The sequence below is a fragment of the Paraflavisolibacter caeni genome, from assembly GCF_025628885.1.
GTDB lineage: Bacteria > Bacteroidota > Bacteroidia > Chitinophagales > Chitinophagaceae > Flavisolibacter > Flavisolibacter caeni.
On the sequence record NZ_JAOTIF010000001.1, the window covers coordinates 299,157 to 317,303 of the forward strand.

Genomic DNA, 18,147 nt, shown 5'->3' on the forward strand with positions numbered 1-18,147 from the left:
TTTTACCATCGCTCTAAACTTTTTTTAAAAGCTTTTGCGCCCTTTTCATCCTTACGGTAATTGGAAGGACGGCCGGTTTTCTTTTTCACTTTCATTCTCTTAAAGAGCCTATGCAGACCGCTTCTAGAGTAACGAAGGCCAAAACGCTGCTCAATATAGGCCTTTGCTTCATGAAGGAATTGGACGCCATCCTGACTCAGGTAATCCTTTAATTGCGCCGTTTGCTCTTTACTTAACCGGCAGGGCTTACCATGGTAAGGATAACTTAGTAAAGCCGCCAGGCCTCCTTGCTGGTATAGTTTCCATAGCCGCTGGCTGCTTCGCAGGCTAAGACTTATGAGTTGGCCAGCTTGCTTCAGTGCAGGACATTGCCCGCTTTTTAGCAACCGCAAAAACCGGATACGGTCTCTTAAAAATGCCTTGCTTTGTTCTCTTTCCCTTTCAAGCAAGGTTTTTTCAGCCTCTCTAATCGCTTTGTGGTAATCGATCACTGTCATTCCCTATCTACTCAAAATACTACGCCAAACCAAAGTCAATTTGGTATTATACCGTTTTAAATTAAGTTGTTCGCATATAAGGATAGTGGCATAGTTTGATAATTAATTCTGGATGCTGCCAGTATTTTTTCAGTATCCGGGCTAGATAATCCTCCACTTGCCTTAGGTTATCGAAGAGGTGATCGGCCAATTCTTTCCGCAACTCTTCAAAGAATCGCTCTACAGGATTTAACTCCGGACAGCCCCTGGGTAGATGCTGCAAGGCAATCCTCCTTTGCGCACAGACTTCCCTTTGATGCGAGCCCGCCTTATCCGCTATGAGCACTACCGGGTGATGACCATGCAGCTGCCTGGTTTGCTTTTGAAAATGATCCACAAACACTTCAAAGCACGCCCGGGTCATCTCCGGCAGCATTAAGGCAATCAACGCCCCTGTAGCAGGAGCCAGTGCACAATACAGGTAAGTGAACTCATAGCCCAGTTTTACCTGGCACAGCGGACGGTGCCCCTGAGGGGGCCATCTTCTTTTGCTCTGCGAGCGGGTGCCACTACGCATTTCATCCTCAAAGTAGGTGCGCTTACCATAACGCTTTTTTAGGGTGGGAAAGCTTTTTTTTAAAGGCTCGCTCCCCCTTTGCATCCTTGTCATGGTACACGGGCCGACCGGTCTTTTTCTTCACTTTCAGGCGTTTGAGCATGTAGTAAATGCCAGGAGTGGTATAGTGCACCCCACATTGTTGTTCCACATACTGACCCACCTGAGCCAGGCTTTGACTCTGGTCCTTTGCCAGTTCTGCTTTCAGTTGCTGCTTTTGGGCTTCGCTGATCTTTTCTTTTCTACCTTGATAAGGATAGCTAAGTAAAGCGTTCACGCCTCCCTGGCTGTATTTTTTCCAGAGTTTTTCTGCTCCTCTCAGACCTAGTCCGATGAGTTTTCCGGCCTGAGCCTGAGAGGTACATTCCCCACTTTTCAGCAGGCGCAGAAAACGCATCCGATCGCGTAACAAAGCTTTCGTTTGGCGTCGTTCCAGTGTAAGCAATTGCTGTTCACTTTCTTTGATGGCTTTGCGGTAATCTAAACATCTCTTGTCTTTCATAACTACTTACCCACAATTACCATACTACCTTTTTGAATTCGGTATTAGTCCAAAGTCGCTACAGATTATGGAAACTTACGGCAAGCCCGATTTCCCCAATCAGTATGGCTATGGAATCATGAAAAAGTTTATAGATAGAGGTGACAATGCAGGCATAGGGCATTCTGGTAGAGACTTGGGTTACACAGGAAATCTCTTTTATTTTCCCAACAAAAAAGTAGCCCATGCTTTTCTAATCAATTATGGAACCGATGCCAAAAGCAAGCTGAAGGAAGTATTTGATGCTTTCCAAGAAGAATTGCTTGATATTACCCTACAATAAAAAATTGATCTTAAATAAATTCTTTTCCCCTTGCGTCCCGACCATGGCCATCAATTGGTAGATGATGAATAGTTAGTGGATGATACTGCGTCATTGACAACATTGGCGCAATATCATCCACTATTGCTTTTCATTACTTTAAGTGCTCATTGAAAAAGTCAATGGTACGCTTCCAGGCAAGTTCAGCCGCTGCCTTGTCATACCGGGGCGTGGTATCATTATGAAAGCCATGGTTGACATTTTCATACATATAGGCCTTATATTCCTTTTTGTTTTGTTTTAACGCTGCTTCATAGGCTGGCCAGCCCTCATTCACCCTGGTGTCCAGGGCGGCATAATGCAACAGGAGAGGGGCTTTGATCTTAGGCACATCCTCGGTCGCTGGCTGCCCTCCATAAAAGGGAACAGCTGCCGCCAGATCCGTAATGCGCACCGCCATCATGTTGGCAATCCAGCCACCAAAGCAAAAACCCACAACACCCACTTTGCCATTGCAGTCTTTGTGGTTTTTCAGGTACTCAAAGCCAGCGATGAAATCTTCCAGCATTTCATTTCTGTCCCGCTTGCTTTGCAGCTCACGGCCCTGGTCATCATTGCCGGGATAGCCGCCCAATGGCGTTAAGGCATCAGGAGCCAGCGAGATAAATCCGGCCAGGGCGGCCCTTCTGGCCACATCTTCAATGTGCGGGTTCAGCCCCCGGTTTTCATGCACAACGACAATGCCGCCCAGTTTCTTTTTGGCATCTACAGGCATGGACAGGAGTGCTTTGATGGTGCCACCTCCTTTGGGAGAGGGGTAGGTGATGTATTCTGATTTGATGCGGGGATCGTCTGATTTAATTTGGATGGCTCCCTTGTAATCGGGCATCAGGAAACTCATAAGTGAAGCTACTGTAAGGCCTCCAACTGCGTAGGTGGATAACTGTTGCACAAACCTGCGTCTGTCAATCCGGTTGTGGGCATAATCGTCGTAAAGGTCAAACACTTCTTGTTTGATGTCTTCTTTCTTGATTTCATTCATGTTAGTAGGTATTCGTTTCAACGTTAAATTAAATTAATTCAAGTTCACCAGATTTTATTTTATAGCCTTTTAGTTGAATCAGGTTTGTTGCCCTGGCCGTCAGGCCCACCTTTTTCGTCCTACATCAAACACCATAGATCGAATTCTGTACTAATGATAATCTTCAAACAAACTAGCGCAATCGTTTGATCATAGCTACTTGCACATTTAAACAAAAGCTTAATCTATTTTCATGCGATCAATCAAGTTGATCATTAAGGACACAGGCAATTGTCCTGCCAATCAGGAACGTTGCTAAAATCATTCAACGTCACTTCCAGCGTGGGAGGGAACTTTAATCATAGTATAGAATATGAGACTAATCTTATTCCTGATTTTCAGTTTTTTTTCAATAGCCGTTTTTGCCCAGAGCAGCCGCATTGTGCAAACGTTAAACGCCGGATGGAAATTTCATAAAAGTAATGCAGCCGGATTGCAGGAAATGCTTCGTGAAAAAGAAGACTGGCAGCAGGTAAACCTCCCACATTGTTTTAATGCGGAAGATGGTGAGGATGAAAAGTATGGCTACTACCGGGGGAGCGCCTGGTACCTTAAAGAAATTTCGTTTGACTCTACTTACCTGAACCATCGAATATTCGTGTATTTTGAAGCAGCCAATCAGGTTTGTGAATTATTTGTAAACGGTATTGCAGCTGGAAAACATATAGGCGGATACGGTTCGTTCTGTTTTGAAATTACTTCGCTGATAAGATTAGGTGAAAAAAATGTATTAACCGTGCAGGTAGATAATAGGCATAATGAAGATATTCCGCCTCTGGACGCCGATTTCTCTTTTATGGGAGGCATCTACCGGGATGTATACCTGATTACAACCAATACCGTTCATTTTGACTTGCTCAACAACGGCTCTAATGGTGTTTTCATCGAAACACCGATTGTGACAGAACAAGCAGCAACATGCCGGCTTCGTGCTACGATAAAAAACGATGGAACAACCAAACAAAAAATATTCCTGCATACACGCATTACTAATGCTGGCGGCAAAATGGTGGCAACAAAATCAACTGCAGTTACAATTTTACCAGATCAATTATTTCAGGCTGAGCAAAACGGACTTTCGATTCCCACTCCCCATTTATGGAGCCCCGATTCGCCATATTTGTATACTGTTACCACAGAAATTACAGATTCGAATGGCCGTCTTATTGACCAGGTTTCCCATCCGCTTGGTTTACGCTGGTATACTTTTGATGCGGCCAAAGGATTTATCCTGAACGGAAAACCGTTGAAATTAATTGGAGTAAACCGCCATCAATTTTATACACACCAAGGCTTTGCTTTGAGCAACGAACAACATGTACATGATATTGAACTGTTGAAACAAATGGGCGGCAACTGTATTCGGATTGCACATTACCAGCAGGATCCAGCAATACTGGAAGCATGCGACCGTTTGGGCATCATTGCAACAGAGGAAATTCCAATTGTCAATTACATTCATGAAAATAGTAAAGATTTCCGCACTAACTGTTTGAACATGGCCGTAGAGTTGGTACGTCGGGACTACAATCATCCCAGCATATTTGTTTGGGCCTACATGAACGAAATGCTGAACAACAACAAGCCGAAGAAGCCTGAAAACATGCGCCTATTAAACCGCCTGGCTGTTTCAATTGACAGTATTCTGCACGTAGAAGACAAAAACCGTTTTACTATGATTCCTAATGCCGAATGGTTCGAAGGTTATCGGGATGCAGGCCTGATTGATTTACCTCAAATCTGCGGATGGAATATTTATGAAGGCTGGTATGGTGAAAAGCTAAGTGACTTTGAACGATTCATGGATAACTTTCATAAACAATATCCAGACAAGCCGGTAATGATCACAGAATATGGCGCAGGTGCCGACCCACGGGTACGCAGCTTCGCACCTGAGCGCTTCGACTTTTCGATGGAGTACCAGAATATCTACCACGAGCATTACCTTAAAGCCATCATGGAACGACCTTTTATTGCCGGGGCATTTGTATGGGCATTTGTCGACTTTTATGCAGAACCAAGGGTTGATGCCACGCCACATGTAAATAATAAAGGCCTGTTAACCTTAGACCGTAAGCTCAAAGACTGTTACTTCTTATACCAGGCTTATTTACAGAAAACCCCTTTGGTGTCCATTGCTTCCAAAGGCTGGGCTCAACGAGAAGGCTGTGCAGCTAGAACGGATGAAAATTTCTGTAAACAGCCAGTAACCATCTATTCGAATCAGCAGGAAATTGAGTTGTTTCTGCAAGGACAGTTATTGGAAAAAAAATCAGTTGTTGATCATAAAGCTGTTTTCGAAGTGCCATTTACTAATGGCAGCAATCTGCTTGAAGCGGTTTGCACAGCCGGTGGCAATGTGATAAAAGATGCAGCAACAATTCAATTCAGGCTTTGGGATTTTCCGTTGAGCAAACATCCAGAATCGTTTCCTGCTATCCATGTAAATGCCGGTTCGAATTATTCTTATTATGATGAGAAGAATCAATGCACCTGGCTGGCTGACCAGGAATACAGTAAGGGAAGCTGGGGTTATACTTCCGGTAAAAGATACCGGGCAGGCAGTCGTCCGGCATCGCAGCGTGAAATTGGCTGTACGCAGGATGAGCCCCTATTTCAGACACAACAAACTGATCCCGGCTCATACCGTTTTGATGTGCCAGACGGTCAATACGAAGTGAGCCTTTACTTTGCAGAACTGTTATCGGAGGCTCAGATGCAGAAATCTCTATACAACCTGAGTGCCGATGCGACAGTTGGTAAAGCCGTGAAAAGAATTTTTAATGTGGATATCAATGGCTCTCGCTTTCTTCGACAATTAAATCTGAAAGAACAGTTTGGCGAAGCGGTGGCTGTACCATTTAAGTACATCATTGATGTAAGAGACGGCAGAGGTATTGAAATTAAATTCAGCGCATTGGCCGGTGTGCCGGTGATCAATGCTTTATCGGTTGTAAGAATAAAATAGATGTTTACCCTGTTCTTCTGTGGCGCTGCAGGGGATTTCCTTTCGGAACTCCTTGGGTAGTAAATGCTCTTTGCCGATGAGGTAGAGCATTTACTACCGCAGTGTCATACTTTTTCCCTAATTCGGTATCAAACTCACCGGCAGCACCACCTCCCAAACATTTCTGTTCCCATTAACCGCAAACTGCTGATCAAGCAAGTAGCTATACCTGACACCAATCGTCACCGGCAGTTGGTTCCAAACCTTGGCGTCAAAAAACAGTTCTGCTCCTGTGCTTTGCATATAGGCGCTCTGTTTATTATCCCTTGAATACACTTCGCTGAAATCATAGAAGGCATTTCCCCGAATACGCTGGAAATAAATAAGCCCGCCAAAACCCCAGTCAGGATAAGCAATAGGGAAGTGGTAATTTGCCGAGGCTCTATACATCTTGGCGGAATCTAAACCAAAGTCATTATACCCTCTCGAATAGGGGAACATGTCGGAGAAAAAAACACCCTTTTCATTTCTTTGTTGAAGGTTGCCTGAAAGTACAATACTGTGATTACCAAAAGAGGGCAGGTATACTTGTCCATTAACATTAACCTGGTAGCCATTATAGTCTAACTGTTGTCTGTGTGCAGCGGATAGGCTATATCCAAGCTTCGGATAGATATGCTGCCGTGTCTTGGGTAGTTGCTGCGTAAAGCTAATATAGTTATGTATATAAGGCTGGGTCCCGTCAGCAAGTTCTATACCCTTGGTTTTCGATTCCAGTTGCCTCCATACAAAATTGCTTCCAATACCAAAATACTTGTATGTTCTGCCTTTTGAAAAATTTAATGGAATAAAATATCCTGCCCTTGCTTCAAATTGATCAATAAGTATGAGCCTGCGATTGGCATAAACATGACGGTCATATGTATATTCCGCACCTGTCGTGATCTGCGGGAACCATCCTCCATAAATTGCATTGACACCTACTCCATGCGATTCTTCATTTTGATTGTAACGGTAAAATAGCTCGCTGGACAAAGTGTTCAGGATATTATTACTGAAAATACTGAACGTAAATTCTGGGTCTTCATAATAGGGACGCCAACTGTGAATATTCAACAATCGCGTAGACTTTGCATAACGGGCTACAGGGAAATCACGTGTAGGTGTAGCCAAGACATTACTCGATACTGTGGCAACATCATACGAAGTTACCGGCCTTCTTAATGTGGCAGGTGTCACTTCGGTCCATGGCAAGGTTTTCATGGATGCCGTTTGTAACCTCAATCCTTTTGCTGTAAAACTGGCCCAGGCAAGACTATCTGCAGAGGCGCCAACATAATAATGGCCCGTCTGTCCGGAAGTCAGTTGGTAAAACTTTCCATCTCTCAACGCATACAGGTCATCGTTGCCCGAAGCTGAGGATGTAAAATAAATGGTTTCCCCTTGGACAAACGGGTGTCCCAAAGTATTATAGCCCGCTTCCAGTAATGTTTCACTATTCCCATTCACCAGGTTCCTCTTGTGCAAACTCATAGAGCCATCCGGAGCACGTTCTATAAAGATGATGTTTTCATCATCTAAAAAGCGGGGATGTAAAAAATAAGTGCCTTTGGGTGCTGGCACCTTTTTATGTACTTGGCCTGTCACCGCATCTAAAAGCTGTAACTCGGTTTGCGTAGAGTCATTCACAGAAATAGTCACGATGTTTTTGCCCGAAGGTGAAATGTCCGGTGTGTAATATTTCCCCTTGCTGGTCAGTCTACGCTCTCTCTTGGATTGAATGTCAAGTAAAACAATATCACTGTAATCAATCAGTTCCCATCGGGCATCAGTGGCAAAAGCTGTGTAGGCGATTACTCCATTGCGGTAGGAGAACCAGTCTTCTGTTGAAATGGACCGTAGTTTTATTTTATGTTCTTCACCCTGGGTACGCACATAGAAAGCTGGTAATGACCGGTAGCTTTCTTTCAGGTAAATGATGGAATCTGGAGATATGAATTGAGGGAAATAATAATTGGTAACGGTTTTATCCTTGGGAGTGGTGTAGCCTTTGTCCGGTTGTAAGGTTTGCTGGCTGTGTTGCAGTGCATCCTTGATAAAGCTTCGGTACGATACACCGGCATGTTTTTGAATAGCCTGCCGGAAGGGGTAAGCTAATCCTTTAAAAGAAGCCGCATCATTGATCACCTTACCCCAGAAGTCACTGCCGTATTTTTCATAGCCATAATTCACGGCCATATAGCCAAAGTTGTAATGGTTGGGTACATAATCTTTTAAAGATCCATTCAGCATCTTCATCAACCTGTATTGCTTGCCTTCCAGGAATACGCTGTTGTAGCCGCTCAAAAAATAGGGGAGTCGCCCTCTGCCCTGTGGCGTGTTAGCTGTTTCCGTATGGACGGCATCGCCTTCAAAGAACCAGTTCGGGATAGTTATGCCATTGGCTATTGCCTGTCCTTCTTCTCCAAAGATCAGGCGGAAAGCCTTAGCCAGTCCTTTGTTCATGTTGTTGTATTGCTGTACGTGGCGGTATTCGTGCACTGCCAGGTGCTCGTGCCAGGGAAGGTTGCCCATTTCTACTGTATTGGACGAAGGCACCAGGTAAAATTCACTTCGGTAAGGTCCCAATCCCACATAGCCGTTGGCCAGCGTGGTATTGCTGTGTAATATGATGTTGATCTTTCTCAGGCGGTCACCCAAGGGGTTGGGTTGCTGGGCTGCCAGTTGATGAATGATGGCAGCGATGCTTTGAGCCTGCGCTTTTGCCTGGGGCTGAAAAATGATTCTTGCAGTATCTGTTGAGATCTGTTTCCATTTTACTGAGGGTGGAAAAGCGCCAAACTGCTGAGCCTGTAAACTGATATATGAAAGAAGGATGAGTGCCAGTACCTGAATTCGAATCATGAAATTTAAGTTGGATCTTTTGAATTTATGGGTTTAAAGTTTGAAGTTAATCCTGAAACATCAAAATCTTTAATTGGTTTAAAACTCCATTTCTAAACTGCTAATGATTTCTTAAATTTATTATAAATGTGATGGCATGTTTTTGATGGCCCTGGCCATAGCGCCAAGTTTAGCAGTATGCTTATTCATTTTCTATAAGGACGTTTACGACCAGGAGCCGACAAAATATCTGCTGATGAGCTTTTTTTATGGCATGCTGACCATTGTTCCGGCTGGTATTCTGGAAACTTCTCTTTTTAACGACCCCGACGATACAGTTTTTTCTGTTTTTTTAACCTCTTATTTATTGATAGCAGCAGTGGAGGAAGGTTTTAAATTCATAGTACTCCGCTTCTACTGTTATAGACGGCCCACCTTTGATGAGCCGCTCGACGGCATTGTGTACAGCGTTATGGTAAGCATGGGCTTTGCTACATTAGAAAATGTGGGCTATGTATGGCTGCATGGCTTTCCCGTGGCATTCGTACGTATGTTTACCTCCGTGCCTGCCCATGCCACTTTCGGCGTTATTATGGGTTATTACCTCGGGAAATCAAAGTTCGACTGGCCCAACAGGAAAAAACTGCTTTGGTATAGTTTCCTGGGGGCTACCCTCATGCATGGTACCTACGATTTGTTCCTGCTCCTGGGTGAAAATAATTGGGTGAAGCAATATGTCTCAGAGTTGCTGCTGTTTGGTGGGGCGCTCGGCTCACTCTTTATCTCCGTTACCCTCAGCCGTAAATTATTGCACCAACATCATATAACTTCGCTCCGGTTATTTACACAATCTCCCGTGCTTACATTCAGGAATGCATCTATAAGTGATATCAATCTCATCAGGACCTTATCCATGCAGGTTTGGCCTCAAACTTATTCGACCATACTTACCCAGCCCCAGATCATGTACATGCTTGAGATCATGTACAGCCCGGCAGCAATACGCAGGCAAATGGATGAGCAACACCAGTTTATTATAGTATATAATGCAGGTGTGCCGGTAGGTTTTGCCTCCTATAGCGAGACCGAGCCTTCCATTTTTAGGCTGCACAAACTGTATGTGCTTCCTGTTCACCAGGGGAGGGGCACAGGCAAATCTATCATTAGCCAGATCATCAATGAGGTCACCACCAAGGGTGCCCAGATCCTGCAGTTAAACGTGAATCGCCTGAATAAAGCAAAGACCTTCTACGAAAAAATGGGCTTTGAAGCAATTCGTTCTGAAGATATTGACATCGGTAATGGTTTCTTCATGAACGATTACGTTATGGAGAAAAGGCTTCAATCCATTTGATTTATATATTCTATTTTTGCAACCCTAAAAAAGAGATAAATGTCATCATTAACTAAATCAAACATTGATTTTAGCCTTAAATATAAGGTGAAAGATATGAGCCTGGCCGAGTGGGGACGTAAGGAAATTCGCCTGGCAGAAGCTGAAATGCCCGGTCTGATGGCTCTGCGTGCCGAGTATGGCGCCAGCCAGCCCTTAAAAGGTGCCCGCATCGCCGGTTGCCTGCACATGACCATCCAAACCGCTGTACTGATCGAAACCCTGGTAGCTCTTGGTGCTGAAGTAAAATGGAGCTCCTGCAATATATTTTCCACTCAGGACCATGCCGCTGCCGCTATTGCTGCTGCTGGTATTGGTGTGTTTGCCTGGAAAGGCCAAACCCTGGAAGAAGCTGACTGGTGTATCGAGCAAACCCTGTTCTTCGGTGCTGCTGACCGTCCGCTGAACATGATCCTGGACGATGGTGGCGACCTGACCAACATGGTTCTGGATACATATCCTGAGTTGGTACAACACGTTCGTGGTATTTCTGAAGAAACAACTACCGGTGTTCACCGCCTGTACGAAAGAATGGCTAAAGGCACCCTGCCTGTTCCTGCCATCAACGTAAACGACTCTGTAACCAAGTCTAAATTTGACAACAAATACGGTTGTAAAGAATCTTTGGTTGATGCGATCCGCCGCGCTACAGACGTAATGCTGGCTGGTAAAGTAGCTATTGTTGGAGGTTATGGCGACGTTGGTAAAGGTTCTGCCGCTTCCCTGGCTGGTGCCGGTTGTCGCGTGATCGTTACCGAGATCGACCCGATTTGTGCCCTGCAGGCTGCTATGGACGGTTTTGAGGTGAAGAAAATGATCGATGCAGTGAAAGAAGCTGATATCGTAGTTACTGCTTCTGGTTGCCGCGACCTGATCACTGGAAAGCACTTCCGCCTGATGAAAGACAAAGCTATTGTCTGCAACATCGGCCACTTCGATATCGAAATCGACATGGCATGGTTGAACGAAAATTATGGTAATACCAAAGACACTATCAAGCCACAAGTTGATATTTATAACGTTGAAGGTAAAGACATCATCATCCTGGCTGAAGGCCGCTTAGTAAACCTCGGTTGCGCTACTGGTCACCCAAGCTTTGTGATGAGTAACTCATTTACCAACCAGACTTTGGCCCAGATCGAATTGTGGATCAACGTAGACAGCTACGAAAACAAAGTATACGTTCTGCCTAAGCATCTTGATGAAAAAGTTGCACGCCTGCACCTGGGCAAAATTGGTGTGGAACTGGACGAACTGACCGATGCACAAGCCGATTACCTCGGCCTCCAAAAAGACGGTCCATTCAAACCAGAACATTACAGGTACTAATAAAGTTTTCCTATAAATAAAGAAGCCCTCACATCTCATGAGGGCTTCTTTATTATCTATCATCTCTTCCCATTCGTCATTCAAATCGTTCCCTCTGCATTTAATGTAGGAAGAAGAAAACCTTAGCACCAAGTTTGTTACTTTCTAATTCTCTTAAGCACTTATTGCCCAACTGTTATGGCTATGGTGTAAATGCTTAAAATCAAACGAAATGGAATTATTGGATGTAATAATCGTCGGTGGTGGCCCCGCTGGTCTGAACGCCGCAGTGGTGCTCGGTCGATGCCACCGCAAAGTATTGGTTTTTGATACGGGGCAGTACCGCAACCGCTACTCGCATGGAATGCATAACTATCTCACCCGCGATGGTATTTTGCCGGCAGATTTTATCAGGATATGCCGCCAGGAAATGCATAAGTATGGCGTTAAGCTGATGAATAAAAAAGTAGTCAAGGCTCGTAAAAATGAAGAGGGAAACTTTCAGGTTCAGGATGAAGATGGTAATATTTATTACGCAAAGAAATTATTGATCGCTACAGGCCTAACAGATAAACTCCCGGATGTCGAAGGTTTTAAAGAACTATACGGCACTTCTATTTTCCATTGCCCTTATTGCGACGGATGGGAAGTGAGTAATCAAAAGATCGGCGTATATGCAAGAGATAAAAATGGTAGCGAATTGGCGCTTGCATTAAAGGGTTGGAGTCCTGATATTACCTTGTATACAGATGGAAAGCATAAAATAAAACCACATGAAAAAGAAGAGTTGGCTGCCTGCAACATTACAATCAAAACCAATCCAATTGCTCGGGTAGTAGGAGAGAACGGTCAATTGAAAAAGGTGGTATTCAAAAACGGGGAAGAACAGGACTGCGATGCAATATTTTTTGTGAATGGTTATGAGCAGCAATGTAATCTTGCAGAAACCTTTGATTGTGAAATAAATAAAAAAGGAGTTATAGTCACCAACCGCTATCAGCAAACATCCACACCTGGTCTTTATGTAGCCGGCGATGCCGACAAGGATATGCATTTCGTAGTAGTAGCCGCCGCCGAAGGTGCAAAGGCCGGCATCATAATCAACAAAGAATTGCAAAAAGAAATCACCCTCCAAAACCTTCATATCTCTCCCCTGATTGGCACGTTTCTTTAAGTATCTATTTCACGAGCTTATCATAAAGCATGGATATGTTTATAGATGAGCAAAAAATTAAAACTATGATAGTAACTGAAGAGCAAAGGAAAGAGGCGCATACGTTTTATAAGGAAGCCCTTGAAATACTAAAGGAAAGTGGATCACCTTTTTTGTTGGGCGGAGCTTTTGCCCTTTTTCATCATACAGGTATTTTCCGCGATACAAAAGATCTGGATGTGTTTTGTAAATCACGTGATTATCCCAGGATACTGAAAACCTTTTCTGAAAAAGGTTACCGTACAGAGCTCACCGATGTACGTTGGCTGGCCAAGATCTTCCACGGAGAATACTTCATCGATGTCATTTTTGATACGGTAAATAACATTTGTCGGGTAAATGATTCCTGGTTTGAACATGCAACAAAAGCACGCTTTATGGGATTGGATGTGCTGCTACTTGCCCCCGAAGAGTTGGTTTGGTGTAAGCTGTATGTCCAAAACCGGGAACGCTACGACGGGGCAGACGTGAATCACCTATGGCTGAAAACTGGGAAAAATTTCAATTGGCACCGCCTGATGAGACATATGGATCAACATTGGCATATCTTATTGGCCCAATTGATCCAGTTCCAGTTTGTATATCCTTCCGAATACCGCCAGATCATACCCAAATGGCTGTTTGATGAACTGATGTCCCGTGCCTATGAACAATATGAATTGCCTGAACCCGTAGAAAGGGTTTGCCGTGGCCCTGTTATTGATCAAACACAGTATCAGGTAGATGTTAAAGAATGGAATTATAAATCATATACAATAACAACTGTTTAAAACCGCTTATGGAGAATGGAGCAAAAACGCGCATAGCAGCTGTTGGTGATATACATATCCGGGAAACAGATAAAGGCAAGTGGGTAGACTATTTCAAGGAAGTTTCTGCGCAGGCAGATATATTAGTGATCTGTGGCGATCTGACAGATACTGGTGATGAGGTAGAGGCTCAGGTATTGGTTGAAGAACTAAAGGCCTGTACCATCCCTGTGGTGGCAGTTTTGGGGAATCATGACCACGAAAAAGGACGTCATAAGTTGATCAGGCAAATTCTGCTGAAAGAAGGTGTGCACATGCTTGATGGTGAAGCCGTTGCCATTAAAGATGTGGGCATTGCCGGGGTCAAAGGCTTTGGAGGTGGTTTTGATAAACATATGCTTTCAATGTTTGGTGAAGGTGCTATGAAGGCTTTTGTTCAGGAAGCCGTTGATGAAGCTTTGCATTTGGACCGGGCATTGGCACGCTTGGATGCTGAGTACTCCGTCAGTAAGAAAATTGCCATAATGCATTATTCCCCCATCAAAGAAACAGTGATCGGTGAACCGGAACCCATTTATCCCTTTTTGGGCTCCTCCCGTTTATCAGAACCTTTGAACCGTCGCAAAGTAGACGCCGCTTTCCACGGACATGCTCATGTAGGTAAATTGGAAGGAGAAACCTCGGGCGGCGTTAAAATTTTTAATGTGGCCATACCTATCTTATTGAAGAGCGGTTATAAGTATCCTTTTTATTTATATGAAATATGATGTCCTTACTTTAAATTAATATTTACCCATCCGAAGGCGCCCCAGCCAATGCTTGTTCTGGTTCCTTTATCTAGGAAAATTTCTTTATATAAAAACCTGTCTTCAATCACCAGGCTTTCCATAAAGTTGGTTTCCAGGGTTTCGGCTAAAAGTTGAGTGTTGACTTTTTGAGCGGTGGTAACGGTTGGAAGTTTGTTTTCTTTGAATTCCTTTCTGGCTTTATTAAGACATGCTTCATTTGAGGGCATAGTCAGATGCGCCATAATGGCCAGGCTGGTAGCAATTAATGCCAGTGCTAATGCTTTTCTCATAAAATTATATCCGGCAAAGTTAGGGAAGGGGAGATGCCTGTCTCCGGAATATGTCATCCCATCAATTCTAAACAAGCTGTTAATTTTATTTAAAATACTTATATGTCCAAATACCCAACTCATCCTTCGTTGCTTCAGTATACCTTAAGTATACCTTAAGTATACCTAGAGTATACCTAGAGTATTCCAACCGTATCCCTGGAGTATAGTTGAAGTATAGTTGAAGTATAGTTGAAGCATACCTGAAGCATACCTGAAGCTCGAAACAGATTTTTACCCCTCCCTAACCCCTTCACTCCAAACCCTAAACTTCAAACCTCAAATCTATCATCTTTTCTACCCCCACTCCTCATTCCCTCAACTTCTTTCTATTTATCATTTGCTGATAAACTTTGTACCCTTACCTTTGCACCCTGAAAAAAGGAAAGGAGGGCGGTAGCAGCCTTGGTTCCTATAAAAAACTTCTCTTAAAAGCTTTTTATGGCAAAAGTTGGTAAGGTAAAACAAATCATTGGCGCTGTTGTGGACGTGCAGTTCGAAGGACAGTTGCCTGAAATATTTAATGCGTTAGAAATTAAACGCGAGAACGGTGACATACTGGTGCTCGAAGTACAGCAGCACCTGGGTGAAGATAGTGTTCGTTGTATTGCAATGGATGGTACTGAGGGCTTAACCCGTGGTTTAGATACAGTGGATACTGGTGCTCCAATTACGATGCCTGCCCGCGATGAAATCAAAGGCCGCCTGTTCAATGTAACTGGCGATCCTATCGATGGATTACCTCCTGTTCCGAAGGTAAATGGCCGTCCTATTCACGCCAAGCCACCTTCGTTTGAAAATCTTTCTACCGCTACCGAAGTATTATTTACTGGTATCAAAGTAATCGACCTGATCGAGCCTTATGCAAAAGGTGGTAAGATCGGTCTGTTTGGTGGTGCTGGTGTAGGTAAAACCGTATTGATCCAGGAATTGATCAACAATATCGCAAAGGCTTACTCTGGTGTTTCTGTATTTGCCGGCGTAGGTGAGCGTACTCGTGAAGGTAATGACCTGATGCGTGAAATGATCGAAGCTGGTATCATGAAATACGGCGACGCTTTCAAACACAGCATGGAAGAAGGTGGATGGGACCTGAGCAAGGTAAACATGCAGGAACTGTCTGACTCTAAAGCCACTTTCGTATTCGGACAGATGAACGAACCTCCAGGTGCCCGTGCTCGCGTGGCCTTGTCTGGTCTGACAATCGCTGAATACTTTCGTGATGGTGATGGCACTGGCCGTGGTCGTGACATCCTGTTCTTCGTTGATAATATCTTCCGTTTCACCCAGGCCGGTTCTGAGGTATCTGCCCTTCTGGGTCGTATGCCTTCAGCGGTAGGTTACCAGCCAACCCTGGCTACTGAAATGGGTCTGATGCAAGAGCGTATCACTTCTACTAAAAACGGTTCTATTACTTCCGTACAGGCCGTATACGTACCTGCGGATGACTTGACCGATCCGGCTCCGGCAACAACCTTTGCCCACTTGGATGCCACTACGGTATTGTCTCGTAAGATTGCCGACTTAGGTATCTATCCTGCGGTGGATCCTCTGGATTCTACTTCTCGTATCCTGATGCCTCAGGTAGTAGGTGATGCTCACTATAACACTGCGAACAGGGTTAAATTGATCCTTCAGCGTTATAAAGAATTACAAGATATCATCGCCATCCTTGGTCTGGATGAGTTGAGTGATGAAGATAAGCAAATCGTTTCCCGTGCTCGTAAAGTACAGCGCTTCCTGTCGCAGCCATTCCACGTTGCGGAAGCCTTTACTGGTCTGAAAGGTGTACTGGTTCCAATTGAAGAAACAATCCGTGGTTTCAACATGATCATGGACGGTGAAGTGGATGAATATCCTGAAGCTGCCTTCAACCTGGTTGGTACAATCGACGACGCTATCGAAAAAGGTAAGAAGCTGTTGGCTCAGGCACAAGGATAATCTTCAAATTGATTTTATGACACTTGAAATATTAACTCCGGAACGTAAATTATTCAGTGGCGAAGTGTATGGCGTGCAAATGCCAGGCATTAGCGGTTCGTTCGAAGTGCTTGACAAACACGCTCCATTGGTGAGTGCCTTAAAGGCCGGCCGTGTGAAAGTGTTAAGAGACAAGCAAAACCACGTATCCAACTTCGATATCCAGGGTGGCTTCGTTGAAGTGCTGAATAATAAAACAACCGTTCTGGTAGAAGGCGCAACTGTTATCGAATAAGATGCAACTTCTTTTACAATAAAAAAGCCTCCGCAACAAGCGGAGGCTTTTACTTTTGTACTCAGTAGATAAATGGGTTAAGTTGGTATAGTAAACTAGCCAAGTGACCTGAGAAGGAAATGAGAGCGGGGGCTAGGTAAGTTCCCCTGGAACTATACCGTAAAAAAGGAATGCTCCATTTCCTTTATGTTTCTTCAGAGTCTGAACAAGTACTTAAGGCTGCCTTTCAGGGCAAGCAAGTGTAATCATAAAAGGCAAGACGAGGGAGAAAACAAGGTCATTCACCTTTAAACTCTCTTCTATGCAAACCATTGTTCGAAAAAGCATCGGCATTGATATAGCCAAAGCCACCTTTACTGCCGGTCTGGCAACCTCTTACAGCAACGCCACCATCATCACCAGTGAAGTGGTGCCGTTTCAAAACAGCAAAACAGGCTTCAACCAACTGCTCAAGTGGGTAGGCAAGAGCAAAGCCTCCCTGGGTGAACTGGTCTTTGTCATGGAAGCCACCGGCATCTATTATGAGCCACTGGCCTACCATCTCAGCAAGCTGCACCTGCAGGTAGCCGTGCTGCTACCCAATAAGGTAAAGCACTATGCTAAAAGCCTCAATGTTAAATCAAAGACGGATGTCATTGATGCCCGCACCATTGCACAAATGGGGGCAGAAAGATCTTTGAAACTGTGGCAGCCACCTTCCCCTATATTGAAGCAACTCAGAGAGTTGACCAGATTGTATACAGACTTAAACGCTTTTACCAACAGGCTGCAAGCGATTCAGGCAGGCAATGAACCTTTAGCCTTCATTGTTCACTCTACGGAGTCTGTGATCAAAAAACTGGACAGTGAAATCAAAAAATGGGTAAAGCAGATTGAAAAGCTGATCCAATCAGAGTCCTGGCTTCAGCAAAAAGTAGAAAAATTAATGACCATCAAAGGCGTAGGATTGATCACAGTCGCCATTGTTGTGGCAGAGACCCAAGGCTTTAAGTTGATCAACAATGCAAAGCAACTGGCTAGTTATGCCGGTTACGATGTCGTGGAAACTCAGTCGGGCAGCAGTATCAAAAAACGGAGCCGGATTTCAAAGAAAGGCAACAGCCGAATCAGAGCGGCTTTGCATTTTCCGGCGCTGGTTGCCTCCAGGCATAACCAGAATTTCAAAGGGGGTGTATCAAAGGATCAATCAGAGCAAAGCCTCTAAGATGGTGGGGGCTACGGCTGTGCAAAGAAAACTGCTGATCCTGCTCTACACACTTTGGAAAAACGATACAGTCTTTGATGAAAACAAGGTAAATCAAACCTCCGGAAATCAGGAGACTAAGCCTCTCCTTCGTCTATAATAA

The 18,147-nt window shown here is 44.3% G+C and carries 16 protein-coding genes; 10 read left to right on the top strand and 6 right to left on the bottom strand.

Features of this window, described 5'->3' with window-relative positions; genetic code table 11:
* Nucleotides 1–2 precede the first annotated feature (2 nt).
* From OCK74_RS01295 to OCK74_RS01305, 3 genes are all read right to left on the bottom strand, one after another.
* The gene (locus tag OCK74_RS01295) at nt 3–497 is read right to left on the bottom strand and encodes a helix-turn-helix domain-containing protein (RefSeq protein ID WP_279295169.1); all 495 of its coding nucleotides are present in this window, start codon (nt 495–497) and stop codon (nt 3–5) included.
* A 61-nt stretch (nt 498–558) separates the two neighbouring features.
* Nucleotides 559–1,146: a transposase gene (locus OCK74_RS01300; protein WP_341483171.1), complete on the bottom strand. Its 588-nt coding sequence runs from the start codon at nt 1,144–1,146 to the stop codon at nt 559–561.
* Nucleotides 1,076–1,594 carry a helix-turn-helix domain-containing protein gene (locus tag OCK74_RS01305; RefSeq protein WP_279295170.1) on the bottom strand — a complete coding sequence of 173 codons (519 nt, stop codon included), beginning with the start codon at nt 1,592–1,594 and terminating at the stop codon, nt 1,076–1,078. The genes OCK74_RS01300 and OCK74_RS01305 overlap by 71 nt, the downstream gene beginning before the upstream one ends.
* A gap of 67 nt (nt 1,595–1,661) precedes the next feature.
* Between OCK74_RS01305 and OCK74_RS01310 the strand changes: the two genes are divergently transcribed.
* Nucleotides 1,662–1,916: a hypothetical protein gene (locus OCK74_RS01310; RefSeq protein WP_279295171.1), complete on the top strand. Its 255-nt coding sequence runs from the start codon at nt 1,662–1,664 to the stop codon at nt 1,914–1,916.
* Nucleotides 1,917–2,049: 133 nt separating this feature from the next.
* On the opposite strand, the gene OCK74_RS01315 is transcribed toward OCK74_RS01310, so the two are convergent.
* Nucleotides 2,050–2,937 (bottom strand): dienelactone hydrolase family protein, encoded by an 888-nt coding sequence (locus OCK74_RS01315; protein ID WP_279295172.1) that lies wholly within the window; start codon nt 2,935–2,937, stop codon nt 2,050–2,052.
* A 352-nt stretch (nt 2,938–3,289) separates the two neighbouring features.
* On the opposite strand from OCK74_RS01315, the gene OCK74_RS01320 reads away from it, so the two are divergent.
* The gene (locus tag OCK74_RS01320; RefSeq protein ID WP_279295173.1) at nt 3,290–5,944 is read left to right on the top strand and encodes a glycoside hydrolase family 2 TIM barrel-domain containing protein; all 2,655 of its coding nucleotides are present in this window, start codon (nt 3,290–3,292) and stop codon (nt 5,942–5,944) included.
* Between the two features lie 117 nt (nt 5,945–6,061).
* Here OCK74_RS01320 and OCK74_RS01325 read toward each other — a convergent pair whose 3' ends face one another.
* Nucleotides 6,062–8,827, bottom strand: coding sequence for a TolB family protein (locus OCK74_RS01325; RefSeq protein WP_279295174.1), 2,766 nt, complete (start codon nt 8,825–8,827; stop codon nt 6,062–6,064).
* A 136-nt stretch (nt 8,828–8,963) separates the two neighbouring features.
* Between OCK74_RS01325 and OCK74_RS01330 the strand changes: the two genes are divergently transcribed.
* The 5 genes from OCK74_RS01330 to OCK74_RS01350 all read left to right on the top strand — a co-directional run bounded on the left by OCK74_RS01330 (nt 8,964) and on the right by OCK74_RS01350 (nt 14,236).
* Nucleotides 8,964–10,160 (top strand): GNAT family N-acetyltransferase, encoded by a 1,197-nt coding sequence (locus OCK74_RS01330; RefSeq protein ID WP_279295175.1) that lies wholly within the window; start codon nt 8,964–8,966, stop codon nt 10,158–10,160.
* A gap of 39 nt (nt 10,161–10,199) precedes the next feature.
* Nucleotides 10,200–11,528 carry an adenosylhomocysteinase gene (ahcY, locus tag OCK74_RS01335; RefSeq protein ID WP_279295176.1) on the top strand — a complete coding sequence of 443 codons (1,329 nt, stop codon included), beginning with the start codon at nt 10,200–10,202 and terminating at the stop codon, nt 11,526–11,528.
* 211 nt (nt 11,529–11,739) lie between these two features.
* Nucleotides 11,740–12,681, top strand: a complete 942-nt coding sequence (locus OCK74_RS01340) for an NAD(P)/FAD-dependent oxidoreductase (RefSeq protein ID WP_279295177.1) — start codon at nt 11,740–11,742, stop codon at nt 12,679–12,681.
* A gap of 65 nt (nt 12,682–12,746) precedes the next feature.
* A complete protein-coding gene (locus tag OCK74_RS01345) occupies nt 12,747–13,490 on the top strand; it encodes a nucleotidyltransferase (RefSeq protein WP_279295178.1) in 744 nt (247 codons plus the stop codon).
* A gap of 8 nt (nt 13,491–13,498) precedes the next feature.
* Nucleotides 13,499–14,236, top strand: a complete 738-nt coding sequence (locus tag OCK74_RS01350; RefSeq protein WP_279295179.1) for a metallophosphoesterase family protein — start codon at nt 13,499–13,501, stop codon at nt 14,234–14,236.
* 5 nt (nt 14,237–14,241) lie between these two features.
* Here the strand turns inward: OCK74_RS01350 and OCK74_RS01355 are convergent, their stop codons facing one another.
* Complete coding sequence (locus tag OCK74_RS01355; protein WP_279295180.1) at nt 14,242–14,622, bottom strand: hypothetical protein; 381 nt, start codon at nt 14,620–14,622, stop codon at nt 14,242–14,244.
* Between the two features lie 405 nt (nt 14,623–15,027).
* Here OCK74_RS01355 and atpD point away from each other — a divergent pair, with 405 nt between their 5' ends.
* From atpD to OCK74_RS01370, 3 genes are all read left to right on the top strand, one after another.
* The gene (gene atpD, locus OCK74_RS01360; RefSeq protein WP_279295181.1) at nt 15,028–16,527 is read left to right on the top strand and encodes a F0F1 ATP synthase subunit beta; all 1,500 of its coding nucleotides are present in this window, start codon (nt 15,028–15,030) and stop codon (nt 16,525–16,527) included.
* A gap of 16 nt (nt 16,528–16,543) precedes the next feature.
* Entirely contained in the window at nt 16,544–16,801 is a 258-nt protein-coding gene (gene atpC / locus OCK74_RS01365) for an ATP synthase F1 subunit epsilon (protein ID WP_279295182.1), read from the top strand.
* A gap of 301 nt (nt 16,802–17,102) precedes the next feature.
* Nucleotides 17,103–18,005, top strand: a complete 903-nt coding sequence (locus OCK74_RS01370) for an IS110 family RNA-guided transposase (RefSeq protein ID WP_279295183.1) — start codon at nt 17,103–17,105, stop codon at nt 18,003–18,005.
* The last annotated feature ends 142 nt before the right edge of the window (nt 18,006–18,147 follow it).

Excerpts from the sequence above, each read along its gene's own strand:
- OCK74_RS01340 (WP_279295177.1), top strand. The coding sequence starts at position 11,740 with ATGGAATTATTGGATGTAATAATCGTCGGTGGTGGCCCCGCTGGTCTG.
- OCK74_RS01370 (WP_279295183.1), top strand. The coding sequence starts at position 17,103 with ATGCAAACCATTGTTCGAAAAAGCATCGGCATTGATATAGCCAAAGCC.
- OCK74_RS01310 (WP_279295171.1), top strand. The coding sequence starts at position 1,662 with ATGGAAACTTACGGCAAGCCCGATTTCCCCAATCAGTATGGCTATGGA.
- OCK74_RS01300 (WP_341483171.1), bottom strand. The coding sequence starts at position 1,146 with ATGACAAGGATGCAAAGGGGGAGCGAGCCTTTAAAAAAAAGCTTTCCC.
- OCK74_RS01320 (WP_279295173.1), top strand. The coding sequence starts at position 3,290 with ATGAGACTAATCTTATTCCTGATTTTCAGTTTTTTTTCAATAGCCGTT.
- OCK74_RS01305 (WP_279295170.1), bottom strand. The coding sequence starts at position 1,594 with ATGAAAGACAAGAGATGTTTAGATTACCGCAAAGCCATCAAAGAAAGT.
- atpC (WP_279295182.1), top strand. The coding sequence starts at position 16,544 with ATGACACTTGAAATATTAACTCCGGAACGTAAATTATTCAGTGGCGAA.
- OCK74_RS01330 (WP_279295175.1), top strand. The coding sequence starts at position 8,964 with ATGTTTTTGATGGCCCTGGCCATAGCGCCAAGTTTAGCAGTATGCTTA.
- OCK74_RS01315 (WP_279295172.1), bottom strand. The coding sequence starts at position 2,937 with ATGAATGAAATCAAGAAAGAAGACATCAAACAAGAAGTGTTTGACCTT.
- atpD (WP_279295181.1), top strand. The coding sequence starts at position 15,028 with ATGGCAAAAGTTGGTAAGGTAAAACAAATCATTGGCGCTGTTGTGGAC.
- OCK74_RS01345 (WP_279295178.1), top strand. The coding sequence starts at position 12,747 with ATGATAGTAACTGAAGAGCAAAGGAAAGAGGCGCATACGTTTTATAAG.
- OCK74_RS01350 (WP_279295179.1), top strand. The coding sequence starts at position 13,499 with ATGGAGAATGGAGCAAAAACGCGCATAGCAGCTGTTGGTGATATACAT.
- ahcY (WP_279295176.1), top strand. The coding sequence starts at position 10,200 with ATGTCATCATTAACTAAATCAAACATTGATTTTAGCCTTAAATATAAG.
- OCK74_RS01295 (WP_279295169.1), bottom strand. The coding sequence starts at position 497 with ATGACAGTGATCGATTACCACAAAGCGATTAGAGAGGCTGAAAAAACC.
- OCK74_RS01325 (WP_279295174.1), bottom strand. The coding sequence starts at position 8,827 with ATGATTCGAATTCAGGTACTGGCACTCATCCTTCTTTCATATATCAGT.